General features: G+C 67.7%; 14 protein-coding genes. 8 read left to right on the top strand and 6 right to left on the bottom strand.

Translation table 11 applies throughout. The features are described from left to right. Positions 1–578 precede the first annotated feature (578 nt). The 3 genes from ACFWO8_RS19675 to ACFWO8_RS19665 all read left to right on the top strand — a co-directional run bounded on the left by ACFWO8_RS19675 (position 579) and on the right by ACFWO8_RS19665 (position 5,864). Positions 579–3,488 (top strand): ComEC/Rec2 family competence protein, encoded by a 2,910-nt coding sequence (locus ACFWO8_RS19675; protein ID WP_378952885.1) that lies wholly within the window; start codon positions 579–581, stop codon positions 3,486–3,488. 9 nt (positions 3,489–3,497) lie between these two features. After that, a complete protein-coding gene (holA, locus tag ACFWO8_RS19670; protein ID WP_378952882.1) occupies positions 3,498–4,469 on the top strand; it encodes a DNA polymerase III subunit delta in 972 nt (323 codons plus the stop codon). A gap of 186 nt (positions 4,470–4,655) precedes the next feature. Further along, on the top strand, positions 4,656–5,864 hold the full coding sequence (locus ACFWO8_RS19665; RefSeq protein ID WP_378952879.1) for an LCP family protein: 1,209 nt from the start codon (positions 4,656–4,658) through the stop codon (positions 5,862–5,864). A 1-nt stretch (position 5,865) separates the two neighbouring features. Here ACFWO8_RS19665 and ACFWO8_RS19660 read toward each other — a convergent pair whose 3' ends face one another. After that, the gene (locus ACFWO8_RS19660; protein ID WP_378918766.1) at positions 5,866–6,120 is read right to left on the bottom strand and encodes a hypothetical protein; all 255 of its coding nucleotides are present in this window, start codon (positions 6,118–6,120) and stop codon (positions 5,866–5,868) included. 109 nt (positions 6,121–6,229) lie between these two features. After that, positions 6,230–6,490 (bottom strand): 30S ribosomal protein S20, encoded by a 261-nt coding sequence (gene rpsT, locus ACFWO8_RS19655; protein WP_378952876.1) that lies wholly within the window; start codon positions 6,488–6,490, stop codon positions 6,230–6,232. Positions 6,491–6,799: 309 nt separating this feature from the next. Between rpsT and ACFWO8_RS19650 the strand changes: the two genes are divergently transcribed. The 4 genes from ACFWO8_RS19650 (at position 6,800) to ACFWO8_RS19635 (ending at position 11,089) form a co-directional block, all read left to right on the top strand. Next, a complete protein-coding gene (locus tag ACFWO8_RS19650) occupies positions 6,800–8,425 on the top strand; it encodes a circularly permuted type 2 ATP-grasp protein (RefSeq protein WP_378952977.1) in 1,626 nt (541 codons plus the stop codon). Between the two features lie 4 nt (positions 8,426–8,429). Further along, a complete protein-coding gene (locus ACFWO8_RS19645; protein WP_378952873.1) occupies positions 8,430–9,407 on the top strand; it encodes an alpha-E domain-containing protein in 978 nt (325 codons plus the stop codon). Beyond that, positions 9,404–10,246 carry a transglutaminase domain-containing protein gene (locus ACFWO8_RS19640; RefSeq protein ID WP_378952870.1) on the top strand — a complete coding sequence of 281 codons (843 nt, stop codon included), beginning with the start codon at positions 9,404–9,406 and terminating at the stop codon, positions 10,244–10,246. The genes ACFWO8_RS19645 and ACFWO8_RS19640 overlap by 4 nt, the downstream gene beginning before the upstream one ends. Before the next feature lie 66 nt (positions 10,247–10,312). Further along, complete coding sequence (locus ACFWO8_RS19635; RefSeq protein WP_378952867.1) at positions 10,313–11,089, top strand: aquaporin; 777 nt, start codon at positions 10,313–10,315, stop codon at positions 11,087–11,089. Between the two features lie 54 nt (positions 11,090–11,143). Here the strand turns inward: ACFWO8_RS19635 and ACFWO8_RS19630 are convergent, their stop codons facing one another. Continuing rightward, positions 11,144–11,695, bottom strand: a complete 552-nt coding sequence (locus ACFWO8_RS19630; RefSeq protein WP_378952864.1) for a type II toxin-antitoxin system PemK/MazF family toxin — start codon at positions 11,693–11,695, stop codon at positions 11,144–11,146. A gap of 234 nt (positions 11,696–11,929) precedes the next feature. Here ACFWO8_RS19630 and lepA point away from each other — a divergent pair, with 234 nt between their 5' ends. Then, a complete protein-coding gene (gene lepA / locus ACFWO8_RS19625) occupies positions 11,930–13,804 on the top strand; it encodes a translation elongation factor 4 (RefSeq protein ID WP_378952860.1) in 1,875 nt (624 codons plus the stop codon). Between the two features lie 21 nt (positions 13,805–13,825). Here lepA and ACFWO8_RS19620 read toward each other — a convergent pair whose 3' ends face one another. From ACFWO8_RS19620 to ACFWO8_RS19610, 3 genes are read right to left on the bottom strand one after another with little or no spacing between them, the layout of a single operon-like run. Then, on the bottom strand, positions 13,826–15,118 hold the full coding sequence (locus ACFWO8_RS19620; protein WP_378952857.1) for an ATP-binding protein: 1,293 nt from the start codon (positions 15,116–15,118) through the stop codon (positions 13,826–13,828). Then, complete coding sequence (locus ACFWO8_RS19615) at positions 15,115–15,807, bottom strand: response regulator transcription factor (protein ID WP_378952854.1); 693 nt, start codon at positions 15,805–15,807, stop codon at positions 15,115–15,117. Before ACFWO8_RS19615 ends, ACFWO8_RS19620 begins: the two co-directional genes overlap by 4 nt. A gap of 35 nt (positions 15,808–15,842) precedes the next feature. Then, positions 15,843–16,280, bottom strand: coding sequence for a hypothetical protein (locus tag ACFWO8_RS19610; RefSeq protein WP_378952851.1), 438 nt, complete (start codon positions 16,278–16,280; stop codon positions 15,843–15,845). Between the last annotated feature and the right edge of the window lie 12 nt (positions 16,281–16,292).

The following is a 16,292-nucleotide window of genomic DNA, read 5'->3' as shown; positions in this document are numbered from 1 at the left end:
GGCGGCGATGGCATGAGCTGCCCGATGTGGCCCTGCGCGCGGCACGGAACTCAGCACGCCACAGATCAGACCTTGCAGGCGTCGGACGACTGCGCACCCCGATCGGACGACATCGTCGGGCCGACATGTCTGAGCACGCTGGGCGAAACCCGTTGTGCCGCAGACCTGCCCGCGGGTAGCACGGGCAGTGGTACGCCCGGATATGACGACGTGGCTGACGGATGACGGTCGCGCCGGGCGAGGGAACGTTGCTGGAGGCGTTGGCACGGCACCGAGCAACAACAGTGGTGCAACGTGTGGGAGCTGAACAGCGAGAGGCGCGGGGGCGGACACGGGCGGGTGCGGAGGAACGCGGGGGCAGGTCGCAGGAGGAACGCGAGGGCAGGTCGCGGGAGGAACGCGAGGGCAGGTCGCGGGAGGAACGCGAGGACAGGTCGCGGGAGCAGTCGGGGCAGAATCGACGGACGTGGTCGGCGTGGCTGCCGGTTGAAGTGGAAAGACCGGCGCAGGGTCGGCGGACGGGCGCGGAGCAGCACGAAGCGGTGGGGGAGGAGCAGCCGGGGCAGCAGGTGCTAGATATGCGGCTGGTGCCCGCGGCGCTCGGGTGTTGGGTGGCGACGATCGTCGCGGTGACCATGGGGTGGGTCGCGGGGTTGGTGTTGGCGGTGGGTGCCGTGGTGGTGGCGATCTTGCTGTGGGTGGTGCTGCTGTGGGCGATGGCGCATCGGCGGGAGCGGTGGCGGGTTGTCGCGGTGACCGGGTTGGCGACGATGTTGCTCGGGGCGGGCTTCGGGGCCGCGGGTGCTTGGCAGGAGCATCATGTCCAGTCGCACCCGCTGCGAGAGTCGTTCGGTCGATCGGTGAACGTGCTCGCCGTCGTCACCGACGACGCGAAGCCCATGCGCGCCGGTGGGTTCGGTGGCGAGCGGCGGTGGATTGTTCGTGCAGGTCTGCGCGAGTTCGGTCAGGGCCCGGCGTGGACGCAGGCCGGCGGTTCGATCGTGGTGCTCGCGCAGGGTCGCGAATGGGCCGAGTTGTCGCCTGGACAGGTGGTGCGGTTCCGGGCCGAGGTCAGCGAGCCGAACCGCGCGGATCTGACTGTTGCCACCCTGCACGCCACCGATGCACCGAAGCGGATCGGCGAGCCGCCGTGGTGGCAGCGGCTCGCGGCGGGCGTGCGATCGGATCTGGTCGAAGCGTCCGCCAGAGCATTGCCACCTGCCGCGGCAGGGTTGCTGCCCGCGCTCGTCGTCGGCGATACCGTCGCATTGTCAGAAGAAGTGCGCGACGCGTTCGAAGTTGCTGGGCTGCAGCACCTCTGTGTCGTCAGCGGTGCCAACTTCACGATCTTGTTGACGGCCCTGTTGGCGCTCACTCGACTGCTCACGGCTGGTCCGCGAACCAGTGCCACCGCGGCGGCGGGAGTCGTCGTACTGTTCGTCGTCATCGCGCGTCCCGACCCGAGTGTGCTGCGCGCGGCGGCGATGGGCTCGGTGACAGTGCTGGCTCTGCTCACCGGAAGACGCAAGCAGGCGCTACCGGCGCTGTGTGCGGCAGTGATCGGATTGCTCGCTGTCGCACCGCAATTGGCGGTGAGCGCGGGATTCGCACTGTCCGTTCTCGCCACGGCGGGGCTGATCTTGCTGGCGCCCAGCTGGGCCGACTGGTTGCGAGCGCGCGGGTGGTGGCGCGCACCCGCGGAGATCGTCGCGGTGTCGGCGGCGGCGTTCGTCGTCACATTGCCGCTGATGGTGGCCCTGTCGGGGCGGGTGAGCCTGGTGGCGATCGTGGCGAACGCGCTCGTCGCACCGGTGGTAGGGCTGATCACGGTGATCGGTGCGGTGGGCGCGGTGGTGGCGTGCGTGTGGGGTGATGGTGCGGTGTGGGTGCTCTGGTGTGCCCGACTACCGATGTGGTGGCTGCTCGGCGTCGCCGATCGTGCTGCCGCGGTGCCGGGCGCCACGGTCACGGTGCCGGGAGGCGCGGTCGGGGGAGTGGTCGCAGCGGTGATCGTCGTTGCCGTCGTGGCGGCCTTGCGTTGGTCGCACACCCGCAGATGCCTCGCCGTAGCGGCGTTGGGCGTGTCGATAGTGCTGCTCCCGGTGCGCTTCTTGCAGCCTGGTTGGCCGCCATCGGGTTGGGTGCTCGCGATGTGCGACGTAGGCCAGGGCGATGGATTGGCCTTGTCGGTCGCTCCTGGTGCCGCGGTCGTCATCGACGTCGGCCCCGACCCTCGCCCGATGCGGGCCTGCCTGGACCGTCTGAGAATCACCCACATTCCCCTGCTCGTCCTGACCCACCCCCACGCCGACCACATCAACGGCCTCGCGGGCGCACTCCGCGGCCGCACCGTCGACGCGATAGCCACCGCCCCAGGCGAACTCCGCCCAGCTATCGCCCGAACCTGTGCCGTCGCACACCGAACCCACGAGTCGGCGTCGGTCTCGGTGCCGGCACCGCCGAACCTCGCGGCGCCAACCGGAACTCCCTCGCGCCCAACAGCGGCCGCGGGAGAGCCACCGCACCCTGTGGAATCGTCGGTATCGCCACCGCGCGCACCGGGTGTAATCGCTGCGCAGGTGCCCTCGGCGGACGTGGCGGTTTCACCATTGCCGCCGGACGGCTTCGTCGGAACGCCGTCGCACTCGGCGACATCGACCGCGCCATGGGAACCGGAGCCGACGGCGGCCTCACATCCGGCGGAGCGAGCGTCGGCTGTGGACGCTGACGCGCGGCCGCGGACGGGAGGTGATCAGGTCGTGTGCCCGAGTGGGACCCCGGGGGAGAGGCTGGCGACGGGCGATAGCCGGTCAGCGGATCACGGTGTTTCCCAGTGGGAATCGCATGGCCATAGTGATGACACTGGTGGAGTAGAGCGGGTGGCGGAACTCGCCGGCGCGGCCGGTATTCCGCTGATGGAACTCCACGCAGGGCATGAGATGACCTTCGGGACAGTCGGATTACGTGTGCTGACCCCGAGCCGGGAGGTGCCGACATCATTGGCGGCCGATGAGGCCAACGATCGGTCGCTGGTGATGCGGGCTCGTACGTCGGCCGGGACGATCCTGTTCACCGGGGACATCGAGGCCGAGGCGCAGGACCGGATTGTGCGTGGCGGTGATGCGCGTGCCGACATTCTCAAGGTGCCGCATCACGGATCACGCACCACCACACCGGGATTCCTGCGTGCTGTCGGCCCGCGCCTGGCGTTGATCAGTGCCGGGTCAGGCAACACCTTCGGTCATCCGCACCCAACGGTGACTACCACCCTTGCCGCGCTGGGCACATCCGTGGCTCGGACCGACCGAAATGGTGATGTCGTGATCGTGGGTACCGCCGCTGACCTACGGATTGTCACGTCCCGTCGAACCGCACCGCGTGCGCGGCACGGACCAGCGCCTCGATGGCGTGGGCATGGGTTCAGGGCAAGTCGCCGGGTGCGGCGCGGGAAGGCGGCGCGTGTCCAGGTTGTCGGTGGGCGTACGTAGGATCGGCTGGTGAGCGAACGCCCTGCCTCGGTGCATCTGGTCCTCGGCGACGAGGAACTGCTGGTCGAACGCGCGGTTGCGAAGGTGACCGCGCAGGTGCGGGCCTGCGCGCCCGATCCGGACTCGGTGCCCGTCGATCGACTGCGCGCCGGTGACGCGAGTACTGCGGAGCTGGCAGAGTTGCTCAGTCCGTCGCTATTCGCCGAAGACCGCGTGATCGTGCTCGAGTCGGCCGCCGAAGCAGGCAAGGACGCGGTCGCGGTGATCACCGAGGCTGCCGCCGATCCGCCCGACGGCGTGGTGCTGATGGTTCTGCATTCAGGAGGCGGGCGCGCCAAGGCGCTGGCACCCGCGCTGCAGAAGAAGGGCGCGACCGTCCACGAGTGCACGAAACTCAACAAGGGCGCCGAGCGAGTGGAGTTCGTGCGCGGCGAGTTCCGGGCGCTCGGGGTCAAGGTGCCGACCGAAGTCGTTCAGGTCCTGCTCGAATCCGTCGGTTCGGAACTGCGCGAATTGGCCGCCGCCTGTTCGCAATTGGTGTCCGACACCGGTGGCAAGGTCGACGCGAACGCGGTCCGGCGCTACTACTCCGGCCGAGCCGAGGTCACCGGCTTCGACGTGGCAGACCTGGCCGTCGCCGGCGACCGCCCCGGCGCGATGGAGGCCCTGCGCTGGGCCACCGACCGCGGCGTCCCCCACGTCCTGCTGGCCGACGCACTCGCCGACTCCGTCCACACCATCGCCAAAGTCGGCTCGGCAGGTCGCGGCGACCCGTTCGCCCTCGCCCAGAAACTCGGCATGCCCCCCTGGAAGATCAAGAAGGCCCAGGCCCAAGCCCGCGGCTGGAACCCCACCACCATCGGCACCGCCCTGCGGGTAGTCGCCACCCTCAACGCCGATGTCAAGGGCGGCGCCGCCGACGCCACCTACGCCGTAGAACACGCCCTCGCTCGCATCCTGGACCTGCGCGCCACCGGCTGAACCGATCTCGGCACCCACTGAACAGGCGCGCCGCACCGCCATCCAATCGGGATCGAATCGCGATGTCTGTTCACTGTCGCGGCTGGCACAGTTGATCATGAGATGGTTGAGCCGAGTGGTAGCCGGGATGGACAAGGCGGGCGCGGTCGACGCGGTCGGGGCTCGGCGGGGCGAATAGCGCGGCAGGTGGTGAAGGTTGTCGCGGCGGTGCTGTCGGCAGCGGTAGTCCTGGTGACGGCGTATGGGTGGACGACGGCGGGGACTTTCGACGCGGGGTTCCTGCGGTCGCGGGCGATCGGTGACGACGCACCGCACTCACTCGGCGGCGATCTCAATATCCTGCTGATCGGGTTGGATACCCGGCGCGATCAGAACGGCAACGAACTGCCCTCCGAGGTCCTCGATCAACTGCACGCGGGTGACGGTGACGAGGGCGGATACAACGCCAATACGCTGATCCTGGTGCACATTCCGGCCTCGATGAACAAGATCGTCGCGGTGTCGATTCCGCGCGACGACTATGTGCCGGTCATCGGCATCCCGGGCTACACCCACGCCAAGATCAAGGAGACGTACGGGTTGAAGAAGGCGGCCGTGCAGGACCAGCTGATCGCACGAGGAATCACCGATAAGCGCAAGCTGGAACAGGCGGGCAGGGAGGCGGGGCGGGCCTCGACCGTGGCCGCGGTCCGGGACCTGACGGGGGTGCCGATCGACCGGTTCGCCGAGGTCACCCTGGCAGGGTTCTACGATCTGGCCGCCGCGCTGGGTGGCGTGGAAGTCTGCTTGAACAAGCCGGTGAAGGACACCGAGTTCTCCGGCGCCGATTTCCCCGCGGGCCGCCAGCAGCTGAATCCGGCGCAGGCGCTGGCCTTCGTCCGGCAACGACACGGGCTGGAGAACGGCGACCTGGACCGAACCCACCGTCAGCAGGCGTTCCTGACCTCGGTAGCTCGACAGTTACGTAGCGCGGGCACGCTCACCGACCCTGGCAAGCTCTCGTCGCTGATGGATGTGGCGCATCGCAATATCGTGCTGTCGGACGGCTGGAACATGACCGAATTCGTCCGCACCCTCGGTACCGCCGACGATCCGCAGGTCGAATTCCGCACCCTGCCGGTGCTGCGCTACGACGTGATCAACGGCCAGGACGTGAACATCGTCGACCGGCCCGCGATCCGCCGCGAGATCGCCGCGGCCTTCGGTATGCCCGTACCGACCGCTACCACGGTCGAGCGCACGGGACAACGCACCGAACCGCCGGCCGCGTGGTCGTCGGAGTCGACCGCGGGCGCTTGGCAGACCAGCACGACCGCGTCGGAGCCGGAGACTCCCGACGCGGGCACGCCGGTCCGCAGCGACATCACCTCGGGGCAGGTGCCCTGCGTGAATTGAGCTACTCGCCGGCGACGACGAGCGAGATGTCCACATCCTCGTCGTCGTCGAGGTCGTCGTAGCGTCCCTCCCACTCGTCGTAGAGGGGAACCTCGTCTTCGCGGGTGACGATCCACGCGGCGCCGTAACCACCGTCCTCGTCGGGCACCATCACATTTTCGACCTTGAGACCGATGCCGAGGATCTCCGCCGCGCGGATCACCTCGGCCAGGTCATCGCCTCGTACCACCGTCTGATTCGCGTACACCGTCAACATGGCGCGAATGGTAGCTGGTGGAAGGGAACGACAAAAGCCGCCGTGGTCATCGAGGCCACGGCGGCTGCGTCTTGCGAGGTATTACCAGCGAGCATTAGCTCGCCGACGATCAGATCTTGTTCAGAGCCAGCGCGAGCGCGGACTTCTTGTTGGCCGCCTGGTTGGCGTGGATGACGCCCTTGGACGCGGCCTTGTCGAGCTTGCGGCTCGCGAACTGCAGCTGCTCAGCAGCCTTTTCCTTGTCGCCGCTGGAGGCAGCCGCACGGAAGTTGCGGATCGCGGTGCGCAGCGCGGACTTGACCGACTGGTTGCGCTGACGCGCTTCCTCGTTGGTACGGATCCGCTTCATCTGGGACTTGATGTTGGCCACGCCTGTATCCTCTGGTTTCCTGTCGCTGGGTGGTGTTCCTTGAAAGCTCGTCGGGCGCGCGCCCACGATGCAGCAGTTGGTGCTGAACTACGGGTAACACCGCGCCGAATATCGAGGTTACCAGCTCGGCACCCCCCGGCGAAATCGGCCCTGGATCCACCGGACCGGGGAGACGACGCCGATTTCACCCCTTTCAGGTGATGCAAAGAATTTACCTGTGTCACACACGACGCTGCTGCCGGGTGATGCACAGTTTTTGTCATGACCTCCACCACTGCGCCGGGTACGGCTCGATCTGCATCACCGGCGATGGTGAGAACGAACGGCCACCCGGCAGCCACGCACACCGGCTTGTTCGAGGGGTACGGCCCGGGACGCTTCGCCGACGCGTTCGACGAGATGTTCGACGGGTCGGGAAAAGTGCGGGCGCCCTACAAGGGCATCCACGCCGCGATGGCGGCCAATGACGTCGATGACCTGGCCAAACGATCGGACGCGCTGGACCGCGCGTTCATCGATCAGGGCATCACCTTCTCCCTCTCGGGTCAGGAGCGGCCTTTCCCGCTGGATCTGGTGCCGAGGGTGATCGCCGCCGCGGAGTGGGCCAAACTCGAACGCGGGATCAAACAGCGGGTCACCGCGATGGAGTTGTTCCTGGCCGACGTCTACGGCGAACAGAACATTCTGCGCGATCAGGTGATCCCCAAGCGGCTGGTCACCTCGTGCGAACACTTCCATCGCGAGGCCGCCGGGCTGGTACCGCCCAACGGTGTGCGCATCCACGTCTCCGGCATCGACCTGGTCCGCGATGAAAAAGGCGACTTCCGGGTGCTGGAGGACAATCTGCGCTCGCCGTCGGGAGTGTCCTATGTGATGGAGAACCGGCGCACGATGGCCAGGGTCTTCCCCGATCTGTTCTCCTCGCATCGGGTGCGCGCGGTGGGTGACTATCCGGGCCACCTGCTGCGCGCGCTGCGGGCCTCGGCGGCGCCCAACGAGGTCGACCCGACCGTGGTGGTGCTCACGCCGGGCGTGCACAACTCCGCCTACTTCGAGCATTCCCTGCTGGCCAGGCAGATGGGCGTGGAACTGGTGGAGGGTCGCGACCTGTTCTGCCGCGACAACGTCGTCTACATGCGCACGACGGCGGGAGAGCGTCAGGTCGACGTGATCTACCGGCGCATCGACGACACCTTCCTCGACCCGATGCACTTCCGCCCCGACTCCGTGCTCGGCGTCGCCGGGGTGCTCAACGCCGCCCGCGCGGGCAATGTGGTGATCTCGAGCGCGGTCGGCAACGGCGTCGGCGACGACAAGCTCATCTACACCTACGTACCCAAGATCATCGAGTACTACCTGGGCGAGAAGCCGATCCTGCCCAATGTCGACACCTTCCGCTGCTGGCTCGACGACGAGCGCGAGGAAGTGCTCGATCGGGTCGGCGACCTGGTGGTCAAACCGGTCGAGGGCTCCGGTGGCTACGGCATCGTGATCGGGCCCGACGCGTCGCCGCGCGAGCTGGAGGCGATCAAGCGCAAGATCAAGGCCGACCCGCGTGGCTGGATCGCCCAGCCGGTGGTGCAGCTCTCGACGGTGCCGACCAAGATCGGCGACGATCTCGCGCCCCGCCACGTGGATCTGCGCCCGTTCGCGGTCAATGACGGCGACGACATCTGGGTGCTGCCCGGCGGTCTCACCCGGGTCGCGTTGCCGGCGGGCTCGCTGGTGGTGAACTCCAGTCAGGGCGGCGGCAGCAAGGACACCTGGGTGCTGGCCGGGCGCTCGGGGACCGAAGACCGGGAACTGGCCGGACCCGAACTCGTCAGCGAACCGCCGCAAGCGGATTCGTTCGAGATCGGTCGCGAACTCAGCACGCCGCAGGCCAATCAGCAACAGCAGCAACAGCAGCAGACACAGCGGCTGATCGGGGAATAGAGACATGCTTGCGCGAAACGCCGAATCCCTCTACTGGATCGGCCGATACGTCGAGCGCGCCGACGACACAGCGCGCATCCTGGACGTGGCAGTGCACCAACTGCTCGAAGACGCCACCGTCGACGCGGACCGCACCTCCCGCGTGCTGTTGAAGGTGCTCGGGATCGAACCGCCCGAGGGCCTGCGCCTGGACGTGTGGTCGGTCACCGATCTCGTCGCCTACAGCCACGACCACGGCGTCTCGATCAGTGACTCCATCACCAAGGCCCGCGAGAATGCCCGCGGCGCACGCGAAGTCACCTCGAGTGAGATGTGGGAGTGCCTCAATGCCACCTACAACGGCATGGCCGCGGCGGAGCGGGCGGCACGTGGCCTCGGCCCGCACGAGTTCTTCTCCTACATCAAGGGCAGGGCGGCGATGTTCACCGGACTGACCGACTCGACCCTGAGTCGTGATGACGGCTACCGCTTCCTGCTGCTCGGCCGCTCCATCGAACGCGTCGACATGATGGTGCGGCTGCTGCTCTCGCGTGCCGGTGACAAGACCTCCTCGCCCGCCTGGGTGACGGTGCTGCGCTCGGCGGGCGCGCACGACACCTACCTGCGCACCCATCGCGGCGCCCTCGACGCCGCCAGGGTCGCCGAGTTCATCCTGATCGACCGCCTGTTCCCGCGTTCGGTGTTCCACACGCTGCGGGTCGCCGAGGCCTGCCTGACCGAGCTCGATCAGCGACCGGGCAGTCGTGTCGGCGCGCGGCACGAGGCGCAACGGGTGCTCGGACGCGCGCGCAGCGAACTCGAATTCCTGCCGCCTGGAGTGTTGTTGGAAGATCTGCAGAGCCGCCTGCTCGCCCTGCAGAAATCGTGCCGTGAGCTCAGTGAAGCCGTGTCACGCCAGTACTTCCATGCCGCCCCGTGGGTGGCGTGGACCGATGTGCGCAGCAAGCAGGACGGCCGCGTGCAGGTAGAGGGAGAGCTATGAGTTGGCGGATCAGGGTGGTGCACACCACCGGTTATGTCTACGACGCGCCCGTGACGCGATCGTTCAACGAGGCCAGGCTCACCCCGCGCGCCGACAGCAGGCAGAACGTGATCCTCAATCGCGTCGAAACCGTGCCCGCCACAAGGGCTTATCGCTACACCGACTATTGGGGCACCGCGGTCACGGCCTTCGACCTGCACGCACCGCACACCGAACTCGAGGTGACCGGGTCCTCGGTGGTCGAGACCGAACCGTTCGCCGAACCCGCCGAGGAACTGAGTTGGGACGAACTGCAGGGCGGGCGTGTCGTCGACCGGTTCGACGAAATGCTCAGCCCCACCGCCTATGTGCCGCGCGATCGCAAACTCGCGACCGTGGCGCGCCAGCTCTCGCGCGGTGAGGAGCCGGCCAAGGCGGTGGTGCGCGCTGCCGAGTGGGTGCACAAGGAAATGGACTACATCGCGGGCACGACCTCGGTGCACACCTCGGCGTTGCAGGCCTTCGCCGAGCGCCGTGGCGTGTGCCAGGACTACGCCCACCTGACGCTGGTGTTGTTGCGCAGCATGGGTATTCCCAGTCGCTACGTGTCCGGTTACCTGCACCCGAAGCCGGGCGCGGCGATCGGCGAGACGGTGGCGGGCCAGTCGCACGCGTGGATCGAGGCATGGACCGGACAGTGGTGGGGGTATGACCCGACCAACAATCTCGCCGTGAACGAACAGCACGTGTCGGTCGGTGTCGGACGTGACTACGCCGATGTGCCGCCGTTGAAAGGTGTGTTCTCCGGCGGCGGCTCGACAGACCTGGAGGTCGTTGTGGAGGTCACCCGCCTCGCGTAATGTCCGAGAGGCTCGTGCGGACCCCGCTCGCCGCGGGGATGATTCCTCCCGGAGAGGTGGCAGCCGATGTCTCCCACTGCACAGGAACTCGTCGAAATCGAAGTAATCCCCGAGCCGAAGAAGTGGGCGGCCGAGGGTCTCGGCACTTTCATCCTCGTGATCTGTGGCGTCGGCACGATGGTGCTGGCGGGCGATCGGGTCGGCGCGCTCGGCGTCGCCTTCGCCTTCGGGCTCTCGCTGATGTTTCTGGTCTACGCGATCGGGCCGATCTCGGGCTGCCATGTCAATCCGGCTGTCACGCTCGGGCACATGTTGCTCGGGCGGATCAGTGCGATCGGCGCGGTCGGCTATGTGATCGCCCAGCTGGTCGGCGCGTTCCTCGCCGGACTGGTGCTGTTCGCGCTGGCCAACAATCTGCCCGCCTACGACCGCCCGGTCGACGGTCTCGGTGCCAACGGCTGGGGTGCGCACAGCCCGTCGGCGGTGACGGGGCCCCTCGGTGAGGTCGTCGTGCAGAACGGATACGGCTTGGCGGCCACCATCATCATCGAGGTGATGCTCACCGCGCTGCTGGTGTTCGTGGTGCTCGCCTCGACCGATCAGATCTCCGACGTGCCGCTGGCCGGGCTCTCGATCGGCGTCACTCTCACGGTGGTCTACCTGGTGTCGCTGCCGATCGACAACACCTCGGTGAACCCGGCGCGCAGCCTGGGCGTCGCGCCGTACCAGGACGGTGCGATGGCGCAGGTGTGGGCGTTCATCGTGTTCCCGCTGATCGGCGGGGCGCTGGGGGCGCTGCTCTACGGCCTGATCTTCGGCCGGTCCAAGGACGTGCACTCCTAGCTACGAACCATCGAACCCCGATCCGGTGTACCCGGGTCGGGGTTCGATTGTCATTCAGCTCCAGCTGTATTCGGCGACCAACCGGTGCGCGACCAGGTCGAAGGTCTTGCGCTCGACGATGGCGCCCTCGCGCCGGATGCCGTCCTCCGGCACGTCGAGTACCCGGTCCAGCCGCACCCAGCTCGGCCTGCCGTCGTGATCCCACGGCCCGGCGCCGATCCCGACCCAGTTGCGGTCGTGGGCGCGGTCGGCCTTGGACGACAGCATCAGCCCGAGCAGGGTCTTGCGGTCGCGCCCGACCACCAGGACCGGGCGGTCCTTGCCATTGGTCGGGTCTTCTTCGAACGGCACCCAGGTCCAGACGATCTCGCCGGGGTCGGCGCGCCCGTCGAGCTGCGGGCAATAGACGATCTGGCGGGCGCGATGCGCCGTCGGCACGGGTGTCGAGGCTGTCGGACGCACCGCGACGGCGGGTCCGGACTTGGTCGCCAGTGCGTCCACCAGCTTCTCGAGCAGTCGCGGCCCCTGCTTGCGCACGATTTTGGGCCCCTGCTCCTTGGCGATGACGCCGAGCTGCTTGCCGAGACTGTTCCAACTGCTGGCCATCTCTGAAATATAACGCCGACTCGCACTTCGGTGCACCGGTGACAGGGCCGTCGCCGCGCGAAATGAGGGGTCGACGCACGGTCCGGTGCACCGGTGGCAGGGGTCTAGCTGGGCGAAATGTGTCGTCGACTCACGGTCCGGTGCACCGGTGGCAGGGGTCTAGCTGGGCGAAATGTGTCGTCGACTCACGGTCCGGTGCACCGGTGGCAGGGGTCTAGCTGGGTGCATGGGACGATGGGCGCAGTTCGCCTATACCCCGCGAGGAGTGGAGTGGCTTCCAGTTTTGCCGATACGACGTTCACCGATCCGTCCCGGATCCGGAACTTCTGCATCATCGCCCACATCGACCATGGCAAGTCGACCCTGGCCGATCGGATGTTGCAGCTGACCGGTGTGGTCGAGGAGCGGGCCATGCGCGCCCAGTACCTGGACAGGATGGACATCGAGCGCGAGCGCGGCATCACGATCAAGGCGCAGAACGTGCGGTTGCCGTGGCCGGTCGACGGCACCGAGTACGTGTTGCACATGATCGATACTCCGGGCCACGTCGACTTCACCTACGAGGTCTCCCGCGCGCTCGAGGCCTGTGAGGGTGCGATTCTGCTGGTCGATGCCGCGCAGGGCATCGAGGCACAGACCCTCGCGAACCTGTATCTGGCGCTCGAGAAGGATCTGACGATCATTCCCGTGCTGAACAAGATCGACCTGCCCGCCGCCGATCCCGATCGGTACGCGGCCGAGATCGCCCACATCGTCGGCTGCGAGCCGGACGACGTGCTGCGGGTCTCGGGTAAGACCGGTGTCGGCGTGCGAGAACTGCTGGACAAGGTGATCGAGGCCGTTCCCTCTCCCGTAGGCGACGCCGACGCACCCGCTCGCGCGATGATCTTCGACTCGGTCTACGACACCTACCGCGGCGTCGTCACCTACATCCGCGTGGTCGACGGCAAGATCTCGCCGCGCGAGAAGATCAAGATGATGTCGACCGGTGCGACCCACGAGTTGCTCGAGGTCGGCATCGTCTCGCCCGAACCCAAGGCCACTCAGGGGCTCGGCGTCGGCGAGGTCGGTTACCTGATCACCGGCGTGAAGGACGTGCGCCAGTCGAAGGTCGGCGATACCGTCACCAGCGCCCGCAACGGCGCTGCCGAGCCGCTCACCGGCTACCGCGAGCCGCGCCCGATGGTGTACTCGGGTCTGTACCCGGTCGACGGCTCCGACTACCCGGATCTGCGCGACGCACTGGACAAGCTGCAGCTCAACGATGCCGCGCTCACCTACGAGCCGGAAACCTCGGTGGCGCTGGGCTTCGGTTTCCGCTGTGGCTTCCTCGGTCTGCTGCACATGGAGATCACCCGCGAACGGTTGCAGCGCGAGTTCGATCTGGAGCTCATCTCGACCGCGCCCAACGTGGTGTACCGGGTCGAGATGGAAGACGGCACCGAACACGTCGTCACCAACCCGTCGTACTGGCCCGAGGGCAAGTCGCGGCACGTGTACGAACCCATCGTGAAGTGCACCGTCATCTCGCCGAGTGAGTTCATCGGCTCGATCATGGAGCTGTGTCAGCAGCGCCGCGGCGAGCTGGGCGGCATGGACTACCTGTCCGAGACCCGCGTCGAGCTGCGCTACACGATGCCGATGGCCGAGATCATCTTCGACTTCTTCGACCTGCTGAAGTCACGTACCCGCGGTTACGCCAGCCTCGATTACGAAGAGGCGGGCGAGCAGGAAGCCGATCTGGTGAAGGTCGACATCCTGCTCCAGGGCGAGGCCGTCGACGCGTTCAGCGCGATCGTGCACCGCGACGCCGCGCAGGCCTACGGCCACAAGATGACGACCAAGCTGCGCGAACTGATCCCGCGTCAGCAGTTCGAGGTGCCGATCCAGGCCGCGATCGGCGCGAAGATCATTGCCCGCGAGAACATCCGGGCGATCCGCAAGGACGTGCTCGCCAAGTGCTACGGCGGCGATATCAGCCGTAAGCGCAAGCTGCTCGAAAAGCAGAAGGAGGGCAAGAAGCGCATGAAGACCATCGGTCGCGTGGAGGTCCCCCAGGAAGCCTTCGTGGCAGCACTGTCCTCGGATTCGGACAAGCCCAAGAAGTAGGCAAGCCCCCAGCACGACAACTCAGGCGCCGGTGCTCACCGGCGCCTGAGCTATTTCCACCCGCAGGCGGACACCGCCCAGCGGGCTCCGGTCGAGTTCGGCTGTGCCGGAATGCAATTCGGCCTGCTGGCGAACCAGTGCGAGGCCGAGGCCGGAGCCGGGGGAGCCCGGTCGTTTGGCGAAGCGGTCGAAAGCGGTGGGGGACAGGTATTCCGGAATGCCTGCGCCGTTGTCGTCGATGGTGATCGACGCGCCGTTGCCGGTGGCCCGCGCGGCGACGGTGACCTCGGTGGCGTGCCCGTGCAGGACCGCGTTGGCTACGGCATTGGTCACGATCAGCATGATCCCGCCGGGCAACCCGTGTACCGGGACCGGATCGCACGCGGTGAGCGTGATGTCGACGCCGGGATTCGCGCGGCGCGCGTTCTGTACCGAGCGGTCGAGGATTTCGCACAGTTCGAACGGTTCGAACGCACCGTGATCGGTGAGCTCGCCGACGGCGAGGCGTTCCAGATCGGTGAGGGTGCGCTCGATCTGGCCCTCGGCGGCCAGCACGTCGGCCAGGACGGCGCCGCGCTGGTCGGCGGGCAGTTCGGTGCCCGCGAGCACCTGCAGGTCGGTGCGCATCGCGGTGAGCGGGGTGCGTAGTTCGTGGGCGCAGACGGCGGCGAAGTCGCGGGCACTGGCCAGCGCCTGCCGTGTCTCGCCGTGCGCGGTCTCGAGGCGCGCGAGCATTCGGTTGATCGCGTCGGAGAGTTCCTCGGCTTCCTTGGCGCCACGTCCCGACAGCGGTGGCAACTCGTCGAGTGTGTCGATTTCGTGGGTGGCGGTGGCCAGCCTGCGCAGTGGTCTGGCGGCGAATCCGGCCAGTACCCAACCCAATACGGCGGCGGCGATCACCCCGGCCACCCCGATGCCGAGTCCGATCAGCTGGCTGCGGGTGATGGCGGCGTCGACGAGTTCGCGATCGGGATCGAGCCGGACCACCAGACCCGGCGCGCCCTGCACCAGCGCCAGCGATTCGTTCGCAGCTGTGCCAGGGACCACGATCGTGTGTTCACGAGGGATGGTCGGTGCGAGGACCGCAGGCCCGGGTACGGCAGGAGCCCCGAGCTCGGACGGTGGACTCGGGCGATCACCGTCGAACCGCTGCGCGACCTGCACCCGCATGCTGGACACGGTCTGATCGAGCTGGCTGGTACCCGCCACCTTCAGCAGCGCGCCGTAGGTCAGGCCGAGGGTGACCGCCACGATCGCGGCGACCACGGCCGATACCAGCGCCACCCGGACCCGCAGCGACCAGGAAGCCTTCACGGCTGATCCCGCAGCACGAACCCGACCCCGCGCACGGTGTGCACCACCCGCCCGACACCGTCGGCCTCCAATTTGCGTCGCAGATACGAGACGAACACATCGACCACATTGGTGTCGGTGTTGAAGTCGTAACCCCAGACGGTCGACAGGATCTGCTCGCGCCCGAGCACGATCCCGGTATTGCGGGCCAGCATCGCCAGCAGTTCGAACTCCCGTTTGGTGAGGTCGACCGGCGCCGAACCCGCGTGCACCCGATGCCCGGTCAGATCGATCACCACCTCGCCGACCTGGATCGTGTCGGTCGAGGCGGTGACGGTTGCCGGCCTGCGCCGCAACAGCGCGCGCAGCCGCGCGACCAACTCGCCCAGATCGAACGGTTTGGTCAGATAGTCGTCGGCGCCACGCTCGAGCGCGGCGATCCGGTCGGTGACCGCACTGCGCGCGCTGAGCACGCAGATGGGGATGTCGTTGCCCATCGCGCGCAGTGCGGTGACGACGCCGACACCGTCGAGTTCGGGCATGTTCACATCGAGCACCATGGCGTCGGGCGCGGCGGAACCCACTAGGGAGAGTGCACGGGCGCCGTCGGGCGCGGTGATCACCTCGAAGCCGGAGAGCTCGAGGCCGCGCCGCAGCGACGCGAGCACGCGGACCTCGTCGTCGACGACCAAGATCTGCTGTCCCGTCATGCACTCACCCTAGTGTTTTCCCTTGTTAGCGCTGGTCAGAACGGTCGTGCGGGCTGGGTGTCGGCAGAACCGGTTGCCGGCGCCGGGACGGCATCGGTGAAGCCACCGGGCGCGGGGACGCTGGTTCGCGCACCGCCGGGGTGGATCTGCTGACATTCCACCGGACCGTCCATCGGCGGTGCGGGGTGTCCCGGTGCCGGCGCCGCGCGTTCGATGCGGATCTGACCGGACTCATGGCCGGGCCGGCCGGGAACGGTGTGCTCGAAGTGCACACGAGGCCCGTCGGACAGCGGGGGCGGTCCGGGAACGTCGGCGCCGCCCGGCGCGGTGCAGATGATCGTGGTTGCCCGGCCGTCGTCGGGACGGTCGCCCGGATCGGCGGAGGCGACGCCGGTGACAGTGGCGGTGATCACGGCGGCGCCGCCGAGTAGTGCGGCGGCCTTGACGCGATTGCGGGTGGCGAGTGCGGTCATGATCGGGCTCCT

The sequence above is a fragment of the Nocardia sp. NPDC058480 genome (assembly GCF_042720495.1).
GTDB lineage: Bacteria > Actinomycetota > Actinomycetes > Mycobacteriales > Mycobacteriaceae > Nocardia.
This window is presented reverse-complemented; position numbering and strand designations above follow the sequence as displayed.

Bases quoted from the DNA above. Each gene is read 5' to 3' on its own strand.
- ACFWO8_RS19675 (WP_378952885.1), top strand. From the start codon at position 579: ATGCGGCTGGTGCCCGCGGCGCTCGGGTGTTGGGTGGCGACGATCGTC.
- ACFWO8_RS19660 (WP_378918766.1), bottom strand. From the start codon at position 6,120: ATGTTGACGGTGTACGCGAATCAGACGGTGGTACGAGGCGATGACCTG.
- ACFWO8_RS19650 (WP_378952977.1), top strand. From the start codon at position 6,800: ATGGTGAGAACGAACGGCCACCCGGCAGCCACGCACACCGGCTTGTTC.
- ACFWO8_RS19645 (WP_378952873.1), top strand. From the start codon at position 8,430: ATGCTTGCGCGAAACGCCGAATCCCTCTACTGGATCGGCCGATACGTC.
- ACFWO8_RS19640 (WP_378952870.1), top strand. From the start codon at position 9,404: ATGAGTTGGCGGATCAGGGTGGTGCACACCACCGGTTATGTCTACGAC.
- ACFWO8_RS19635 (WP_378952867.1), top strand. From the start codon at position 10,313: ATGTCTCCCACTGCACAGGAACTCGTCGAAATCGAAGTAATCCCCGAG.
- ACFWO8_RS19630 (WP_378952864.1), bottom strand. From the start codon at position 11,695: ATGGCCAGCAGTTGGAACAGTCTCGGCAAGCAGCTCGGCGTCATCGCC.
- lepA (WP_378952860.1), top strand. From the start codon at position 11,930: ATGGGCGCAGTTCGCCTATACCCCGCGAGGAGTGGAGTGGCTTCCAGT.
- ACFWO8_RS19615 (WP_378952854.1), bottom strand. From the start codon at position 15,807: ATGACGGGACAGCAGATCTTGGTCGTCGACGACGAGGTCCGCGTGCTC.
- ACFWO8_RS19610 (WP_378952851.1), bottom strand. From the start codon at position 16,280: ATGACCGCACTCGCCACCCGCAATCGCGTCAAGGCCGCCGCACTACTC.